Annotated in this window: 14 protein-coding genes, 1 tRNA gene and 1 riboswitch; of the genes, 8 read left to right on the top strand and 7 right to left on the bottom strand. The window is 74.9% G+C overall.

All coding sequences use genetic code 11. The features are described 5' to 3' along the window. Positions 1-2: 2 nt before the first annotated feature. Together ACWEMJ_RS08780 and ACWEMJ_RS08785 are read left to right on the top strand one after the other, a co-directional pair. Positions 3-74 (top strand) — tRNA-Ala (locus ACWEMJ_RS08780). A 36-nt stretch (positions 75-110) separates the two neighbouring features. Next, a complete protein-coding gene (locus tag ACWEMJ_RS08785) occupies positions 111-1,646 on the top strand; it encodes an SDR family NAD(P)-dependent oxidoreductase (RefSeq protein WP_452136263.1) in 1,536 nt (511 codons plus the stop codon). A 132-nt stretch (positions 1,647-1,778) separates the two neighbouring features. Here ACWEMJ_RS08785 and ACWEMJ_RS08790 read toward each other — a convergent pair whose 3' ends face one another. The 4 genes from ACWEMJ_RS08790 to ACWEMJ_RS08805 all read right to left on the bottom strand — a co-directional run bounded on the left by ACWEMJ_RS08790 (position 1,779) and on the right by ACWEMJ_RS08805 (position 5,144). Further along, a complete protein-coding gene (locus ACWEMJ_RS08790) occupies positions 1,779-2,357 on the bottom strand; it encodes a hypothetical protein (protein ID WP_452136264.1) in 579 nt (192 codons plus the stop codon). Beyond that, positions 2,354-2,908, bottom strand: coding sequence for an RNA polymerase sigma factor (locus ACWEMJ_RS08795; RefSeq protein WP_452136265.1), 555 nt, complete (start codon positions 2,906-2,908; stop codon positions 2,354-2,356). Before ACWEMJ_RS08795 ends, ACWEMJ_RS08790 begins: the two co-directional genes overlap by 4 nt. A gap of 168 nt (positions 2,909-3,076) precedes the next feature. Further along, positions 3,077-3,838 carry an SDR family NAD(P)-dependent oxidoreductase gene (locus tag ACWEMJ_RS08800; protein ID WP_452136266.1) on the bottom strand — a complete coding sequence of 254 codons (762 nt, stop codon included), beginning with the start codon at positions 3,836-3,838 and terminating at the stop codon, positions 3,077-3,079. Between the two features lie 166 nt (positions 3,839-4,004). Then, on the bottom strand, positions 4,005-5,144 hold the full coding sequence (locus tag ACWEMJ_RS08805) for an acyl-CoA dehydrogenase family protein (RefSeq protein WP_452136267.1): 1,140 nt from the start codon (positions 5,142-5,144) through the stop codon (positions 4,005-4,007). Between the two features lie 399 nt (positions 5,145-5,543). Between ACWEMJ_RS08805 and ACWEMJ_RS08810 the strand changes: the two genes are divergently transcribed. Then, positions 5,544-6,137 carry a TetR/AcrR family transcriptional regulator gene (locus ACWEMJ_RS08810; RefSeq protein ID WP_452136268.1) on the top strand — a complete coding sequence of 198 codons (594 nt, stop codon included), beginning with the start codon at positions 5,544-5,546 and terminating at the stop codon, positions 6,135-6,137. Positions 6,138-6,155: 18 nt separating this feature from the next. On the opposite strand, the gene ACWEMJ_RS08815 is transcribed toward ACWEMJ_RS08810, so the two are convergent. Continuing rightward, a complete protein-coding gene (locus ACWEMJ_RS08815; protein ID WP_452136269.1) occupies positions 6,156-6,323 on the bottom strand; it encodes a hypothetical protein in 168 nt (55 codons plus the stop codon). Positions 6,324-6,516: 193 nt separating this feature from the next. On the opposite strand from ACWEMJ_RS08815, the gene ACWEMJ_RS08820 reads away from it, so the two are divergent. The 3 genes from ACWEMJ_RS08820 (at position 6,517) to ACWEMJ_RS08830 (ending at position 10,429) form a co-directional block, all read left to right on the top strand. Beyond that, positions 6,517-7,035: a SigE family RNA polymerase sigma factor gene (locus tag ACWEMJ_RS08820; RefSeq protein ID WP_452136270.1), complete on the top strand. Its 519-nt coding sequence runs from the start codon at positions 6,517-6,519 to the stop codon at positions 7,033-7,035. Between the two features lie 97 nt (positions 7,036-7,132). Then, the gene (locus ACWEMJ_RS08825) at positions 7,133-8,128 is read left to right on the top strand and encodes a hypothetical protein (RefSeq protein WP_452136271.1); all 996 of its coding nucleotides are present in this window, start codon (positions 7,133-7,135) and stop codon (positions 8,126-8,128) included. A gap of 141 nt (positions 8,129-8,269) precedes the next feature. Further along, the gene (locus ACWEMJ_RS08830) at positions 8,270-10,429 is read left to right on the top strand and encodes an AAA family ATPase (RefSeq protein WP_452136272.1); all 2,160 of its coding nucleotides are present in this window, start codon (positions 8,270-8,272) and stop codon (positions 10,427-10,429) included. A 10-nt stretch (positions 10,430-10,439) separates the two neighbouring features. On the opposite strand, the gene ACWEMJ_RS08835 is transcribed toward ACWEMJ_RS08830, so the two are convergent. Both ACWEMJ_RS08835 and ACWEMJ_RS08840 read right to left on the bottom strand, forming a co-directional pair. Then, on the bottom strand, positions 10,440-12,080 hold the full coding sequence (locus tag ACWEMJ_RS08835) for a translation initiation factor 2 (RefSeq protein WP_452136273.1): 1,641 nt from the start codon (positions 12,078-12,080) through the stop codon (positions 10,440-10,442). A gap of 162 nt (positions 12,081-12,242) precedes the next feature. Next, positions 12,243-14,111, bottom strand: coding sequence for a flavin monoamine oxidase family protein (locus ACWEMJ_RS08840; protein WP_452136274.1), 1,869 nt, complete (start codon positions 14,109-14,111; stop codon positions 12,243-12,245). 326 nt (positions 14,112-14,437) lie between these two features. On the opposite strand from ACWEMJ_RS08840, the gene ACWEMJ_RS08845 reads away from it, so the two are divergent. Then, entirely contained in the window at positions 14,438-15,682 is a 1,245-nt protein-coding gene (locus ACWEMJ_RS08845) for an MFS transporter (RefSeq protein ID WP_452136295.1), read from the top strand. Then, on the top strand, positions 15,679-15,945 hold the full coding sequence (locus ACWEMJ_RS08850) for a sulfurtransferase TusA family protein (RefSeq protein ID WP_452136275.1): 267 nt from the start codon (positions 15,679-15,681) through the stop codon (positions 15,943-15,945). The genes ACWEMJ_RS08845 and ACWEMJ_RS08850 overlap by 4 nt, the downstream gene beginning before the upstream one ends. A 37-nt stretch (positions 15,946-15,982) precedes the next feature. Then, a riboswitch (cobalamin riboswitch) is annotated at positions 15,983-16,200 on the top strand. The last annotated feature ends 47 nt before the right edge of the window (positions 16,201-16,247 follow it).

The following is a 16,247-nucleotide window of genomic DNA, read 5'->3' on the forward strand; positions in this document are numbered from 1 at the left end:
ACGGGCCCGTAGCGCAGAGGCAGGCGCACCGCTTTCGCAGAGCGGGAACGCCGGTTCGAATCCGGTCGGGCCCGTCGCCGCTCACGCACCACCACCCCGGAGGGCCCCCGATGCGCACGCCCAGGCCGCACCACACCGGCGGCAGCCCGGACGCGGCCCGGACCCCTGACGCGAGTCACGACCCGGCCGCGCCGGCCGCGCCGCACGCGCCCGAGGCCCCAGCCACGAGCGCCGGCCCGACCGAGGCCGAACTCGCCGCCTACGACCGCACGATCCGGCAGCTGCGCGCCCTCCCCGCCGACCACCCGACGCGACTGCGCGCCGAACGTGTCGCCGAGTCCTTCGTCCGCGATGGCCGCCAGCAGCGTCGCCGGGAGCGCCGCACCGAAGCCGCACTCGCCGACGCCGAGCTGACCGCCGCCACTGCGACCGGCGGCGCCGCCCGCCGCGAGGACGCCCCGCTGTCGAGCACCCCCGCCCGCGCCCCGATCGGCGAACTCCGCCGCACTCGGCGCTGCTACGTCTGCAAGCGCACCTACCAGCAGCTCGACGGCTTCTACCACCGCCTGTGCCCGGACTGCGCCGCCGACCACACCACCCGGCGCGGCCTCAGCACCGATCTGACCGGGCGGCGGGTCCTGCTCACCGGCGCCCGGGTGAAGATCGGTTTCCAGCTCGCGCTGATGATGCTGCGCGACGGCGCCGAACTGATCGTCACCAGCCGCTTCCCGCACGACACCCTGCGCCGCTTCACCGCCGCCGACGGCAGCGACCGGTGGCTGGATCGGCTGCGGATCGTCGGCATCGACCTGCGCGACCCGCGACAGGTCCTCGGTCTGTGCGAGCAACTGCACGCCGAGGGGCGGCCGTTGGACGTCCTGGTCAACAATGCCGCGCAGACCGTCCGCCGCCCGCCCGAGGCCTACGCACTGCTCGCCGAGGGCGAGCACGGTCCCGTCCCGGCGCAGGTCACCCATGCCCCCGGCTTCCGCCCGATGCCCGCCCTCACCGCCGCCTGGCCGGCCGCCGGACTCGCCGCGCCGAAGGCCGAACTCGCCGCACCGGTAACCGCGTTGACCACGGTGCTGCCGTCGCAACCCCGGCTGCCCGTCGCGGTCGCGCTCGCCGTCGCGGACGAGGCCGGTCTGCTGCCCGACCGCGCGCCGCAGAACTCCTGGTCGGCGACGCTCGGCGAGCTCGATCCGGCGGAGGTCCTGGAGACCCAGCTCGTCAACGCGCTCGCCCCGGCGCTGCTCTGCGACCGGCTGCTGCCCCTGCTGGAGGCCTCCCCGCACCCGTCCCGCTACATCGTCAACGTGACAGCGGTGGAGGGCCGCTTCGCCGTCCGCAACAAGCGGCCCGGCCACCCGCACACCAACATGGCGAAAGCCGCCCTCAACATGCTCACCCGCACCAGCGCCGCCGAACTCGCCGAACGCGGCATCCACATGTGCGCCGTCGACACCGGCTGGATCACCGACGAGAACCCGGCCCCGAAGAAGTCCCGGATGGCCGACGCCGGCTTCCGCACCCCGCTCGACATCGTGGACGGCGCGGCCCGCATCTACGACCCGATCGTGCGCGGCGAGGCCGGCGAGCCCTTCGCCGGCGTCTTCCTGAAGGACTACCGCCCCGCCGAGTGGTGACGGCCCCAGCCGGGCTCACCGTCCCCACCCGGCCCGCCAGCCACCACCCTGCGGGCACAGCCCAGTTGCCCGCGCCCACCCCGTGAGCGACGTCGCGCACCGGCGCGGCGGGTACCGAGCGGGGGAGTCGAGCTACTGCTCCGCCTCGCCGCCGGCGATCGGGATGGGCTTGGCCCCGATCACGGCGCACGCCTGCTCCGGCGGCAGGCCGTTCGCGGGGTAGATGATCGGCCCGCCGGGGGCATGGGGATCCCGGCGGTAGCCGCCGTCGGGCTCCGGGACGTCGGCGCCGGGGTGGTAGCAGGCGGTGAACGAGGTCGGCAGCGGTTCGTTCGGGCCCCACATCTGGGTCCACTGCCGGGAGCAGGACGCGCCCGGGTCGCGCGGGTCGAAGTCCTCCGTGGTCGAGACCTCGGCAAGGTCCGCGCCCAGGGTGAGCGTTCGGGCGCACATCGCCGTCCGGCCGGGCTCGTTCCAGGGCAGCCCGCCTGCCGCGGCCAGCGCCCCGCCGCCCGCGAGGGCGGTCAGCAGCGCGCCCCCGACCAGCGCCGTCCGGGCCGGACGCCGTCGGGGCCGCTCGACGGCGGTGTGCTGCGTTCGACTCAGCACCGAGTCGAGCACGCGCCGGCCCTCCGGCGACCGGGCCCAGCCGTCGGCGCCGTCCTGCGGGCGCAGTTGCCGAACGGCGTCCAGGAGCGGGTCGTTCTTCATGCGGGCACCTCCGAGGCGATGGTGGTCGTGGACGTCTGCCGTTCCAGCGCGGCACGGAACCGCCTTCTGGCGCGGTGCAGACGGAGTGCGTAGGCGGCCCTGGTGCAGCCCAGCACCTTCGCGGCCTGCGCGGCCGTCAGGTCGTACCAGCCGGTGAGCAGCAGGACTTCCCGGTCTCCCTCGGCCAGCGTCAGCAGGACCCGGAAGACCTGTTCGCGATCGCCGACCCGGTCCTCGAACCGGCCTCCGTACGCGGCCGCCGGGGCGCCGTCCAGCGCGTCGCGGACGCGTTCGGCGAGCGCCTGGCGCCGCAGCTCCGACCGCACCCGGTTGGCCAGCAGGCGCCTCGCTGCGGCGAGCAGCCACGGCAGTGCGTCCGCAGGCACCGCCGACTGCTTGCGCCAGGCCAGCAGAAAGGTCTCCGAGACGACCTCCTGCGCGGTCTCCCGGTCCGTGCGGTGCAGCAGGTACCCCATCACCCGGTCGGCGTGGGCCCCGTACAACTCCTCCAGCCATCGGTGCCGCCCCTGCGGCTCCCCCTGGTCCGTCATGCGCGCCCTTCCTGTGCGACAGCCGTCACCGGGGAATGTCCGGCACCGCCCAGAACCGTTACACCCACCCGGAAGCGCCCCGGAACCGCCCCCGAACATGCCGCAGGGCCGCCCCGCACGAACGGGGCGGCCCTGCGGCGCGGCAGGAACCGCGGCAAGAACGAACGGTCAGCGCGCCGACATGCGCAGCGCGCCGTCCATCCGGATCGTCTCGCCGTTGAGGTAGTCGTGGTCGGCGACCATGGCCACCAGGCGGGCGTACTCCTCGGGGTGGGCGAGGCGCTGCGGGAAGGTGACGGTGGCGGCCAGGCCGGCCCGGATCTCGTCGGAGAAGCTCGCCATCATCGGGGTGTCGACGATGCCGGGGGCGATGGTGACGACCCGGATGCCGAACTGGGCGAGGTCGCGGGCGGCGGTGATGGTCATCCCGGCCACGCCGGCCTTGGACGCGGCGTACGCGATCTGGCCGACCTGGCCCTCGAACGCGGCGATGGACGCGGTGTTGACGACCAGCCCGCGCTGCCCGGCCTCGTCCGGCTCCAGGGCGGTCATCGCCTCGGCGGCGAGCCGCATCACGTTGAAGGTGCCGATCAGGTTGACGTTCAGCACGGTGCGGAACAGGTCCAGGTCGTGCGGGCCGCGACGGCCGACGATCCGGGCGGACGGGGCGATGCCCGCGCAGTTGACGGCCAGGCGCAGCGGGTGGCCGTCGGCGGCGATCCGGGCCAGCGCGTCGCGCACCGGCTGTTCCTCGGTGACGTCCGCGCCGAGCAGGGTGACGCCCTCGGGCGGGGTCGGCGCGGACTCCACGGCCTTGGGCAGGTCCAGGCCGTAGACGTGGGCGCCGAGGCCCGCCAGGTGGGCGGCGGTGGCCGCGCCGAGGCCGGAGGCGGCACCCGTGACCAGGGCGGCGGTACCGGTGAGCTGCATGCTGGAAAGCCCTTTCCGAGTGGCGTCCGGGGGCCGGGTGTGTCGGCCCCCGGACGAAGAACGACGAACCGTCAGGAGATAACGAAGCGCGAGTGCAGCGACCGCAGCGGCTCCAACGGCCGCGACGGCCGCAACAGCTGCAACGGCCGCGACAGCCGCAGCGGCCTCAGCGGGCGAACTGGCGGCTGATCACCAGGCGCTGGATCTGGTTGGTGCCCTCGAAGATCTGCATGATCTTCGCCTCGCGCATGAACCGCTCGACCGGGAAGTCCCGGGTGTAGCCGTAGCCGCCGAGCACCTGCACCGCGTCCGTGGTGACCTTCATCGCCGCGTCGGTGGCGATCAGCTTGGCGACGCTGGCCTGCCGGCTGAACGGGCGGCCGAGGTCGCGGCGGCGGGCCGCGTCCAGGTAGGTGGCGCGGGCGGAGTCGACGGCGGCGGCCATGTCGGCGAGCAGGAAGCCCAGGCCCTGGTGGTCGACGATCCGGCGGCCGAAGGTGGTGCGCTCGTTGGCGTACGCCACGGCGGTGTCCAGCGCGGCCTGGGCCAGGCCGGTGGCGCAGGCGGCGATGCCGAGTCGGCCCGAGTCGAGGGCGGAGAACGCGATGGGCAGGCCCTGGCCCTCGGCACCGATCAGGCGCTCCCGGCCGAGCAGCGCGCCGTCCCAGTACGCGGCCGTGGTCGGCACGCCGTTCAGGCCCATCTTCTCCTCCGGCGCGCCGAAGGTCAGGCCCTCGACCTGGCCGGGCGCGAGGAAGCACGAGATGCCGTGCGCGCCGGGGGCGGTACGGGCGAACAGCGCGTAGAAGTCGGCCTTGCCGCCGTGGGTGATCCACGCCTTGGTGCCGGTGATCCGGTAGCCGTCCTCGACCGGCTCGGCCTTGCAGGCCAGCGCCGCCGCGTCGGAGCCGGCGTTGGGCTCGGACAGGCTGTAGCCGCCGATCAGTTCACCGGCCAGCATCCGGGGCAGCCACTGCTCCTTCTGCTCCGGGGTGCCGAACGCGTTCAGCGGGTGGCAGGCCAGCGTGTGCACGCTGGTGGCGACCGCGACGGCCGCCCAGCGCGACGCCAACTCCTCCAGCACCTGCAGGTACACCTCGTACGGCTGCCCGCCGCCGCCGAACTCCTCCGAGTACGGCAGGCCCAGCAGACCGGCCTGGCCGAGCAGTGTGAACAGGCCCTCGGGGTACAGCTCCTGCTTCTCGTGGGACTCGACCTTCGGGGCGAGCTCCTTGTCGGCGAGATCGCGGGTCAGCGCGATCAGGTCGGCGGCTTCCTCGGTGGGAAGCAGGCGGTCCACGGCCATGTTCGGCTCCAAGCGGTACGCAAAGCGGTACGTCAGTACCGGGAAGCGTAGCGCAGCAGGTGCGGCGGCGGGAGACAGCAGGGCGACGAACAGGCAAAAGACCGCGAACCGACCGGGAAGCGGGAGCACCCGTGGGGCCAGGGGCAACCACTGGGGCCGAAACCCCGCGCGGCGCACGGGATGCACACAACGGCGCGCGAAGGACAGCAGAGTGCGCCCGGCGGTCGAGCACTGGCCTGTCGCAGGCCGGGCGCAGTCCGAGCAGCGGGCGAGCGGACACCGACCGGCGGCCGAGCGGACACCGACCGGCGGCCGAGCGCAGTCCGAGCAACGGCCGGGCGGAGACCGCACAGCGGCCGAAGCGAGGGCCCGGGAGAGGCCGACTGTCATACTGGCCGGGTGATCGACAGCGCCGCACCCCAGCCCAGCGGACGGGGCGCCGCCCGCCGCAGCGCCCTCTTCGAGGAACTCGTCGCGCTCTTCGTCGCCGAGGGCTTCGCCCGCTTCACACTGGACGACCTCGCGGCCCGCCTGCACTGCTCCAAGCGCACCCTGTACGGGCTGGCCGGCTCGAAGGAGCAGCTGGTCCGGGCGGCCGTGGTGCACTTCTTCCGGAACGCCACCGCCCGGGTGGAGGCCGCACTCGCCGCCGAGACCGACCCGGCCGCCCGCCTGGCCGCCTACCTGCGCGCCGTCTCCGCCGAACTCGCCCCCGGCTCCGCCCGGTTCTTCGACGACCTGGCGGCCTTCGAACCCGCCGCCGAGGTCTACGGCCGCAACACCCGCGCCGCCGCCCGGCAGATTCAGCGCCTGATCGACGACGGCGTCGCAGAGGGCGCTTTCCGCGAGACCCATGTCGCCTTCGCGGCCGACGTGATCAGCTCGGTGATGGTCCGCATCCAGCAGCGCCAGGTCGCCGAGGCCACCGGCCTCGCCGACGCCGAGGCGTACGGGCACCTGGCCGAACTGCTGCTGCACGGCCTGCTGCGCTGAGCCGCCCGAGGGCGCCGCTCAACCCCCTTGCCGCGCACCGGAGTCGTCGCCGGTCGCCGCTCCCGCCTCGCAGACCGGACACCGCCCGCCCTCCCGGACCTTGCCGCACTCCTCGCAGACCAGGTTCAACCAGCAGGCGGGCTCGCCGCCCTCGTCCTCGACGCGCTCCCCGCGATCCACGGCCATGACCCCAGTGTGCCGCCGTCGCCCGCCGAACGGGAGAGCGGGGCCACGGGCGGGAACCCCCGCGCCGGGGCCGCCCCCAACTCCCACGCAGCCGCCCACCGTTACCCAATCTTGATCTTCGCGGTGCGACGTAACCGCCGGGGTGACGCGTCTATCCAGAGCGTCGACGAACACTTTTCATCCGGGGGAGCACATGACCGAGGGGCTCGGCTTCGACGAGTTCGCGACCACTCGGGCACGACGCCTGTTCCAGCTCGCGTACCTGATGTGCGGGGACTGGCACCAGGCCCAGGACCTGGTGCAGACCGCACTCTCCAAGATGTACCCGGTCTGGGGGCGGCTGCGCCGGGCCGACGGGGACGCGGGCGTCGACGCGTACGCCCGGAAGGTGCTGCTGCGCTGCTACCTCTCACACCGCCGGCTGCGCCGCTCCACCGAACTGGCCGTCGCCGAGTTCCCCGACGAGCCGGCGGTCGGGGCCCGCGAGGGCAGTTCGGCCGCGCTGCGGATCACCCTGGTCGCCGCCCTGCGCCAACTGCCGCCCCGCAACCGGGCAGCGGTGGTGCTGCGCTACCTGGAGGACTACAGCCTGGAGGAGACGGCGGAGGCGATGGGCATCACCGTCAGCGCCGTGAAGAGCCTCAACTCCCGTTCGATGACCCGCCTGCGCGCCATCCTCGGCCCGGACCGGGCCCTGCTGCTCCAGGACTGACCGCCGCCGGGCGACCCCGGCGGCGAGACCCGCACGAGACCCCTACGAGTTGCGTCACCCCGTGACCCCCACCTGCCAGTACGGAAGGCATCGGACATTGGACCTGGACCTGGAGCTCTCCCGGATGATGGAGACGAGCGTCAAGGAGCTGAGCGTCCCGGTTGCCGTGATCGTCGCCGAGAGCAACCGCAGAGGCCGCCGGCTCCGGCTGGCCCGCCGACTGCGGATCGCCGGCGCCGCGCTCACCGTCGTCGCGCTGGCCGCCGTGGGGGCGAACGCCGGAATGTCCACCCTGGCCGCGAACGCGCCCGCCGGGGACACCGGCCCGGCCGGGACGGGCATCTCCCCGACCAGCGGCTCGCCCAGCACCCCGCCCGCTTCGTGGCCCAGCGCCCGGCCCAGTGACGAGCCCAGCACCCCGCCGGCCCGGACCGGACCCGCCGAGCGAACCCCCACCCCCGCCTACACCCCGATGCTGAACCTGCCCCAGGCGCCCCGGTTCGGACGACTGCCGACCACCGACACCCCGCCTCCGAGCAGCCAGCACCTGTTCAGCGCCGACCAGGTGTACAAGACGCTCACCACCCTGCTGCCGCTGGAGTACCAGGCCATCAAGGACGCCTGGCCCCACCCCGGCCCGCTTCCCGGCGGCACCGCCGGCGTGGTGATGAAGTACATCGACGGGGAGGGCGTGGTCAGCAGCATGGAAGTGACCATGCGTCACTCGCAGGCCCCCTTCCCGAAGGACCGCCGCGCACCCACCGACCCCAGCGACCTGCCGTTCCAGTGCGCGGAGACCGTCCTCGGCACCGGCGAACGCACCACCCTGGGCTGCGAGTACGGCTTCCTGCCGGACGGCACCTGGGAGATGGTGGAGAGCAACGACGCGGTCGCCCCCAACCTGTACAACTACCGGGTCCGGCTGTGGCGACCGGACGGCACCGTGCTGGAGCTCACCGAGTACAGCGGCCTGCGCGACTACACCGGCCCGGGCACGGCGAACACCCGCGCCACGCCGCCGATCCCGCTCGACATCTGGCGCGGCGTCGCCCAGGCCCAGGACTGGCGCTGGCTCACCCTCACCAAGACCTGACCCCCCAAGGCCCGACCCGCACCAAGACCTGACCCGCACCAACCGCGCCGGAACGCCAACCGCGCCGGAGCGCCGACCGCCCCGGAAGAACCGCCCCGGAAGAACCGCCCCGACACCCCTGCCACCGCGTAGGGTTGGCGGGTGACCGAACAGACGCGCAACGTGGTGGGCGACCACGCCCGGGTGGACACCGTGGTGCAGGCACAGCACGTCAACACCGTCAACATCCACCAGGCGGCAGCTGTCGTCCACGCCCCGGCCTTCGAACTCCCGCCCGAGCGCGCCCACTTCGTCGACCGGACGGAGGAGCAGCGGCGCATCGCCGACCTCCGCGAACCCACCGGCGCGAACGAGGGCACCCCGCAGGTCGCGGTGATCAGCGGCCTGGGCGGCATCGGCAAGACCGCGCTCTGCCTGCGCGTCGGCCACACCCTCGCCGACCGCTACCCCGACGGCGCGCACTACGTCGACCTGGACGACTACCGGCGCGACGGCGGCGTCGACCCGGCCGACGTCCTCGCCGACCTGCTGCCCGGCCTCGGCGTCGACGGCGAATGGCTGGGCCGCGGCTACCGCACCCTGCTGCGCCAGTACTGGGCCCGCACTCGCGGTGGCCGCCGCCTGCTGGTCATCGACAACGCCCACACCGGCGCCGAAGTCCAGGCGCTGCTGCCCGCCTCCGCCGGCAGCCTGGTCCTGGTCACCAGCCGCGGCCCGCTCTACGACCTCGGCGACGCCGCCCGCCTGGAGCTCGCCCTCACCCCGCTCAGCACCGACCACACCACCGAACTGCTGCGCCTGCTCTTCGGCGAACAGCGCTGGGCCGCCGCCGATCCCGCCACCGTGCACACCATCGCCACCGCCTGCGCCGGACTCCCCAAGGCCGCCGAGGTGGCCGGCGAACTCGCCCGCCGCCTCCCGCACCGCACCCTCGCCGCCCTCGCCGACCGCCTGACCGCCGATCTCCACCAGCGCGGCAGCGCCCCCGTCGAAGCCGTGTGGGACGCCGCCTACGCCGAACTCGGCCCGGACGCCGCCCAGTTGTACCGCGTCCTGCCCGAGTGCCCGGGGCCGTACGCCACCGAGTGCACCGCCGCCGCGCTGCTCGGCCTCGGCCTGCCCGACACCGAGGACGCCCTCGCCGAACTCCTCACCGCCGGACTGCTCGACTACCGCGCCGGCGGCTACCGGCAGCACGCCCTGGTCCGCGGCCACGCCCGGCGCCGCGCCGAACAGGCCGACCCGCAGGGCGCCGAACGCACCGAGGCGCGCCGCCGCGTCCTGCACTGGCTGCGCCGCCAGACCGCCCGCGCCGACCTCGCGATGGCCGGCGCCCGCCTCACCGTCGAGGCCGAGGTGCCGCCGCTGCCAGGCGTCCCCGACGCCGACCTCGGCACCGCCAAGTCCGGTGCGCTGCACTGGATGGAGGCCAACCGGCTCGGCCTGTACGGCGCGGTCGGCCTCGCCCACGCCGACGGCCGCGACGACGACGCCGTCGCCCTCGCCGAGTCGCTCTGGACGCACTACCTCGACCACCCCCGGCACGACGCCGTCGAGGCCTTCCGCACCGCCGTCGACTCCGCCGACCGCGCCGACAAGCTCCACGCCCGCATCCGCACCCGCTGCCTGCTGGCCCGCCCGCTGTGGGAGACCGCCCGGTTCGACGAGGCCGCAGCCCTGCTCCGCCAGGCCCGCGCGCTGAGCGAACTGCTCGGCGACGACCCCGCCGACCGCCGCCTCGCCGCCTCCGCCATCGACTTCCGCGGCCAACTCGCCCTCGCCCAGGGCCAATGGACGGCCGAACAGCACGGCGCCGAAGCGGCCCGGGAGCACTTCGCCGCCGCCCTCGCCGACTTCGCGGCCGTCCGCACCGCCCACCTGGCGATCGGCAACGCGTACGGCGCGGCGCTGCAGACCTACCAGTCCGCCAAGGCCCAGGCCGCCGCCGGCGACCACGCGGCCGCCGCCGAGCTCTTCACCGAGGCCTACCGGCAGTTCACCGGGATGCGGGGCCGCCAACGCATCACCGCCCGCGCCCGGTTCGGCCTCGGCCAGGCCCTGCTGCGCGCCGGACGGTACACCGACGCCGAACCGCACCTGACCGCCGCACTCGCGGACGCCGAGGACCGCGCCTCCACCTTCGACGAGGCCCGCATCCGCACCGACCTCGCCACCCTCGCCGAGTGCACCCAGCGCCCCGACGAAGCCGCCCGGCACCGCGCCCGGGCCGCCGAACTCCGCACCCGCTACGGCGGCGGCCCCGACGAGACGACGACCGAACCGCGCCCCCACGAAGGCTGACTCGCCGGCCTCACAGCTCCGCGTCGAGCTCCTCGGGCAGCGCCGGCCGGACGGTGAGCCGGGCCGTCAACGCGCCCAGCACGCAGTCGAGTTCGACCGGCCGGTCGTCCGCCGGGTGCCCGCCCAGCCAGGCGTGGACGGCGGACACGGCAGCCGTCGGGTCGATCCGGTGGATCCGCCCAGCGGACCGGGCGGGCGCCAACTGCACGGTCAGCGCCCCGCGTCGGCGGTGCCGCAGCACGCAGCGGTCGTCGGACAGCACGGCCGCGGCGGTCACGCAGGACGGCAGCTCCGCGAGCACGTGCGCCGTCCAGCCGGCCACCGTCCACCGCCCGGAGCCGGGCCGCCGCCACAGCACGGCCGCGCTGCGCACCTGCGCCAGCGCCGCCACCGGATGCTCGGCCGACAGGTGGTGGACCGGCAGCTCCGTCCCGGCGGGGAAGCGCTCCAGCCGCACCCGTCGCCCGTCGGCGTCCACCTCGGCCCGCACCGCCAGCGCCGGCGCGGCCGACCGGGGCACCGACGGCACCGGCAGCGGCCGCGCGTGCACCGCCTGCCGAGGGGGCGTCAGGTCGAGCAGCCGGTACAGCTCGGTGCGCAGCAGCCCCAACGCCTCCCCGGGCCGCTCGAACGCCCCGCCGGGCGCCCGCACCGCGGCCGACTCCAGGGCGCCGGGCGCGCGGACCGACTCCAGCCCGGTGAACCGCGGCGCGGCGGCCAGCAGCCGGGCCATCGGGGTGCCGGCGATCAACTCCCGTCCGCCGTCATAGGCGTTGAGCACCGGCCGGCCGAGCGCGGCGGCGTACAGCGCGGTGGAGCCGTGGTCGGTGATCACCGCGTCGGCGGCCACCAGCACCGCCGCCCAGTCCTGGTGCGGGGACGGCAGCAGCAGCCCGGCCCGCAGCTCGGGGCGGAACTGCTCGGCGAGGTCCAGCCGGCTGCGCTCGCCCACCTCGTTGGGGTGCACCAGCAGCGCCACCCGGTACCCGTCCACCGGCAGGCCGAGCACCAACTCCCTCGGCAGAAAAGGCCGTTGAACGAGCAGGCTCTCCGGCCCCCAGGTGGACAGCACCGCCAGCAGGACGCGGTCGCCCAGATCGAGTGCGGCCCGGTACGCCTCCCGGCGCGGGCCGGACTCCAGCAGCCGGTCCAGCGTGGGATCGCCCACCACCACCGCGCGGGTGGCCGCCGGCGGGCAGAACTCGGCCAGCCGGGACAGCTGTTCGGCATGCCCGAGCCCGTGCAGGTCGGCCCACGGCGCGCCGTCGGAGAGCAGGAACGCCGGGTCGAGACCGGACGGCAGCTCCGGCGAACCCTCCTCCCGCAGCGCCTTGTTGAAGCCCGCGCCGTGCGGCAGCAGCGCCCGGGCCCGGCCGGACAGACTGGCCAGCGCGCCCTTCGGGCTGGTGGTCAGGATCAGGTCGAACGGCCGGGCGGCGGCCTGCTCGAAGTCGATCACCCGGGCGCCGGAGCGGTCCAGCGCGGCCAGCGCGTCCAGGTCGAAGCGGGAGCCGGGCACCAGGGTGAACCAGCGGGAGATCCGGCCGTCGCCCTCGAACACCGGCAGTACGTCCAGCAGTCGGTGCAGCGCCACCGCCGAGCGGAACGCCAGCAGCACGGAACGCCGCTGGTCCCCGCCGGTGTCACGCATGCGCCGATGGTATCCGTGCGCCGGCGGCCCCGGGGGCCGGGACACGGTCGCCCGGCCCGGCGCGGTCGTCCGACCCCCGGTCAACCTCCTTGGCCGGGCGGCACGAAGCCGCCGCCCCCGACCGACTGCGGGCGGGGGCGGCGGCGGACGGACACCGGACGGTCAGACGGCGTCGACGACCTGGGTCGCGGCCTCGGTGCCGGAGGCGATCGCGCCGGAGATCCACGCGTGGTAGCGCGGCTGGCAGTGGTCGCCGGCGAAGAACAGCCGCCCGTTCACCGGCGACGGCACGTGCGGGCCGAGGCTGAGCAGCTGGCCGGGCGTCTCGATGACGGCCTCGCCCAGCGCCCACCGGTTGCGCAGCCAGGACTGCGAGACGTGCCGGTCGGTGACGTAGCGCCGGATCCGCTCGCCGTACAGGCCGGTCAGGTGCTCCAACGCCTCGGTGTGCCGGTCGGCGGGCGTGAGCGCGTCGAAGCGCAGCGCGTCCTCCGCCCAGTTGTAGGCGGCCAGCACCACACCGCCGGGCGCGCCGTCGTCGCTCGGGTGGGAGGGGAAGTAGACGAACCGGCTGGCCTCGTCGGAGACGCAGCCGCCGCCGACCGCGGGCACCGCGTCGCCGTGCGGGGCGGGCCGGTAGTCGGCGCCGAGCTTGGCCTTCCAGGTGTCCTCGTCCCACTCCCACCAGCGCTCGGTGAACTCCAGCAGCACCTTGTGCGCGGTGTCGTGCTTGAGCTCGTTGATCGCCCGGCGCTTGCCGTAGGGGAGCAGCGGTTCGAAGTCGACGTGCCGCAGCGCCGCGAACGGCACCGCCAGCACCACCATGTCGGCGCGGTACTCGGTGGCCTTGCCGCCGATCGCGCCCTCGCAGGCCTCGTCCTCCGGGCCGTCCTCCGGTTCGGCCGTCAGCGTGACGCCGTCGTCGTCCGCGCGGACCTTGGTGACCACCTGGCCGCGCTCGATCGGCAGACCCTTGGCGAGCGCCTCGGTGAGCGCGTCGGTGCCGGCGCTGAACTCGAAGTAGGTGACGGACGGGTTGATGTCGCCGGCGTCGAACACCGAGTGCAGGAAGCCGTAGGACAGCCGGCTGGTCAGGTTCTCCAGCGTGCCGACCGCCTGGATCTGGGCGTCGCTCCAGCCCTCGCCCTCCTGCAGGTAGCGCAGCAGCGAGTAGCCGTCCATGTCGTACAGCAGGTCGGCCATGCCGGTGACCCGCTCCTCGATCGGCTTGTCGGTCCAGCTGCCGTCGGGGTTCTTGACCATGGTGTAGGCGCGGGCGGTGTCCAGGGCCCGGTCGAAGGCCGCCGCGGTGGTCTGGCCGCTGTCCCAGCCGAAGCTCTTGTTGATCGGGCCCGGGTCCGCGCTGTACTCGGCCTTGGTGACGGTCTGCCCGTTGACGTGCACGAACCGGCCGCCGAGACCCTTCGGCGCGCTGTACGGCGGGGCCTCGCCGCTGGCGAACTCCTCGCCGGTCCACGAGGTGTACACCACCCGCGAGTCGTGCGAGACCTCGTCCGGCTCCGGCGGCAGGTCCACGATGTCGAACGGGCGGCGCGGCACCTTCAGGTGGTCGGCCAGCGCGAGGGTCAGCACGTGGCTGGACGGGATGCGCATCGCGCCGGCCTCCGCGTGCAGGCGCGGGTCCTGCCACACCTCGCCGCGGAAGGTCTTCACCCGGCCGCCCACCCGGCTGCGGTTGGCCTCCAGCACCCGCACCTTGTGGCCGGCCGCCTGCAGCAGCCGGGCGCACACCATGCCGGCCACGCCCGCGCCGACCACCACGACGTCGCGCGCCTCGGTCTGCTTCAGGCGCTGACGTCCGGTCAGCAGCTTCAGATACTGGAGTGTCAGGTCGTTGTGGTCGGCGTCGGTCAGCAGGATCCGGCGCGCCATGATCAGCGCCGCCTCCCGCCGCGCCGGGTCCGGCGGAAGCGGGTCCGCCGCACGAGAAGTACCGGCCCCCGGGCCGGCCAGGGCGGCGGCCGTCACCGCGCCGCCGGAGGCAAAGAGCAGTCCGCGTCGAGAGATCACCGCCCCACCCTGGCAGCGCCCCGCCCCCGACGCGTCCATTCCGCCCACCCACCCTCGGACCATCACCCGCACGGGGGGCGCGCACCCGTTCACCGGGCGCGCCATGCCCCTGAGGGCGCGCCCGGCGCTCGTTCGGCCGGGTCGAATATGGTATTCCACGAAACTTTGGAGAATCGAGGAGAGCCGTGAACCCCGAGACCAGCGCCGCCGCGCCGCCACCCGCCGACCGCGCCGGAACCGCCGACCGCACCGACCGCGCCGGAACCGCCGACCCCACCGGCCGCACCGACGCCGCCGATCCCGCCGCGCTCGCCGCCGATCCCGCCGTGCTCGCCGCCGACCCCGCCGTGCAGCAGCGCATCCTGCGCGTGCTGGTCACCTCGCAGATCCTCAGCGGCGCGGGCCTCGCCGCCGGCATCACCGTCGGGGCGCTGCTCGCGAAGGACATGCTCGGCAGCACCGGGCTGGCCGGGCTGCCCAGCGCGCTGTTCACCGCCGGCAGCGCGCTCTCGGCGATCGTGGTCAGCCGGATATCCGCCGCCCGCGGCCGCCGCCCCGGACTCGCCCTCGGGTACGCCACCGGCGCCGTCGGCAGCGCCGGCGTGATCGTCGCCGCCGCGCTCGACAACGCCGTCCTGCTGTTCCTCGCGCTGTTCGTCTACGGCGCCGGAACCGCCACCAACCTCCAGGCCCGCTACGCCGGCGCCGACCTCGCCGCCCCCGGGCGCCGCGCCCGGGCGATCTCCACCGTGCTGGTCGCCACCACCCTCGGCGGCGTCCTCGGCCCCAACCTGGCCGCCCCCACCGGCGTCCTCGCCCACGCCCTGCACCTGCCCCGCCTCGCCGGACCGTTCCTGCTGGCCGGCCTCGCCTACGCCGCCGCCGCACTCGTCCTCGCCGCCCGACTGCACCCCGACCCGCTGCTGCTCGCCCGCGCCGCCGCGACCGCCGCCGAGGCCCCGGCCGACGACCGGGCCGCCGACCCCGCCGCCGACGCCGCGGCCACCGCCCGCATCCGCAACCGGGTCCTGCTCGGCGCCCAGGTGATGGTGGTCACCCAGATCGTCATGGTCGGCGTGATGACCATGACGCCCGTGCACATGCACGACGCCGGACAGGGCACCGCCGCCTCCGGCTTCGTCATCGCCCTGCACGTCGCCGCGATGTACCTGCCCTCCCCGCTCACCGGACGCCTGGTCGACCGCCACGGCCCGCTCGCCGTCGCCGCGGCCGCCGGCCTCACCCTGCTCGCGGCCGGACTGCTCGCCGCCGCCGCCCCCGCGCAGACCGTCCCGCTGCTGGCCCTCGCCCTCGTGCTGCTCGGCCTCGGCTGGAACTTCGGCCTGGTCTCCGGCACCGCGCTGCTCACCGACGCCGTCCCGCTCGCCAACCGCGCCAGGACCCAGGGCGCCGTCGACGTGGCCATCGCCGTCTCCGGCGCCACCGCCGGCCTCGCCTCCGGCGTCGTCGCCGACCTGGCCGGCTACTCCGTCCTCGCCCTCGGCGGCGGCCTGGTCGCCCTGCTGATCCTCCCCGCCCTCGCCACCGCCGCCACCCGGAGCCGACGATGACCCGACTCACGGTCGACGGGCGGGGCCTGCTCTGCGTCACCCTGCTGCTGCGCCTGCGCGCCGCGATCGCCGACGCCCCCGCCGGCACCCTCGTCCACGTCCGCGCCACCGACCCGGCCGCCCCGCTCGACCTCCCCGCCTGGTGCCACCTCACCGGCCACCACTACCTCGGCCCCGTCGACGACGACACCTACGCCCTCCGCCTGACCGCCACCCCCGCCCCCACCCGCCCCGACGCCCCCTGGCACCGCCCGGCCGACTGACCCGGGCGGCCCCGTCGGGAGCACTTCGGGCGGGGATATAGGCTGGTCACGCAGCGGTTCGCCCCGTCCACGCCTGGGCGGGCGCGTCGCAAGAGGGAACCTGGTGGGAGTCCAGGACTGCCTCGCAGCGGTGAGCGGGAACGACCGCCGTCACACGCACTGGACCCGATCGGCCCGGGAAGCGACGGCCAGTAGGAAGACCCTGCACGGGACAAGCCCGCGAGTCCGAAGACCTGCCGCCGCCCGCAGCGCCCACCGGCGTGGCGGAAATCCCAAGTCGCGACTCGCGAAGGAGAGTTGAC

This window comes from Kitasatospora sp. NPDC004531 (genome assembly GCF_053602195.1).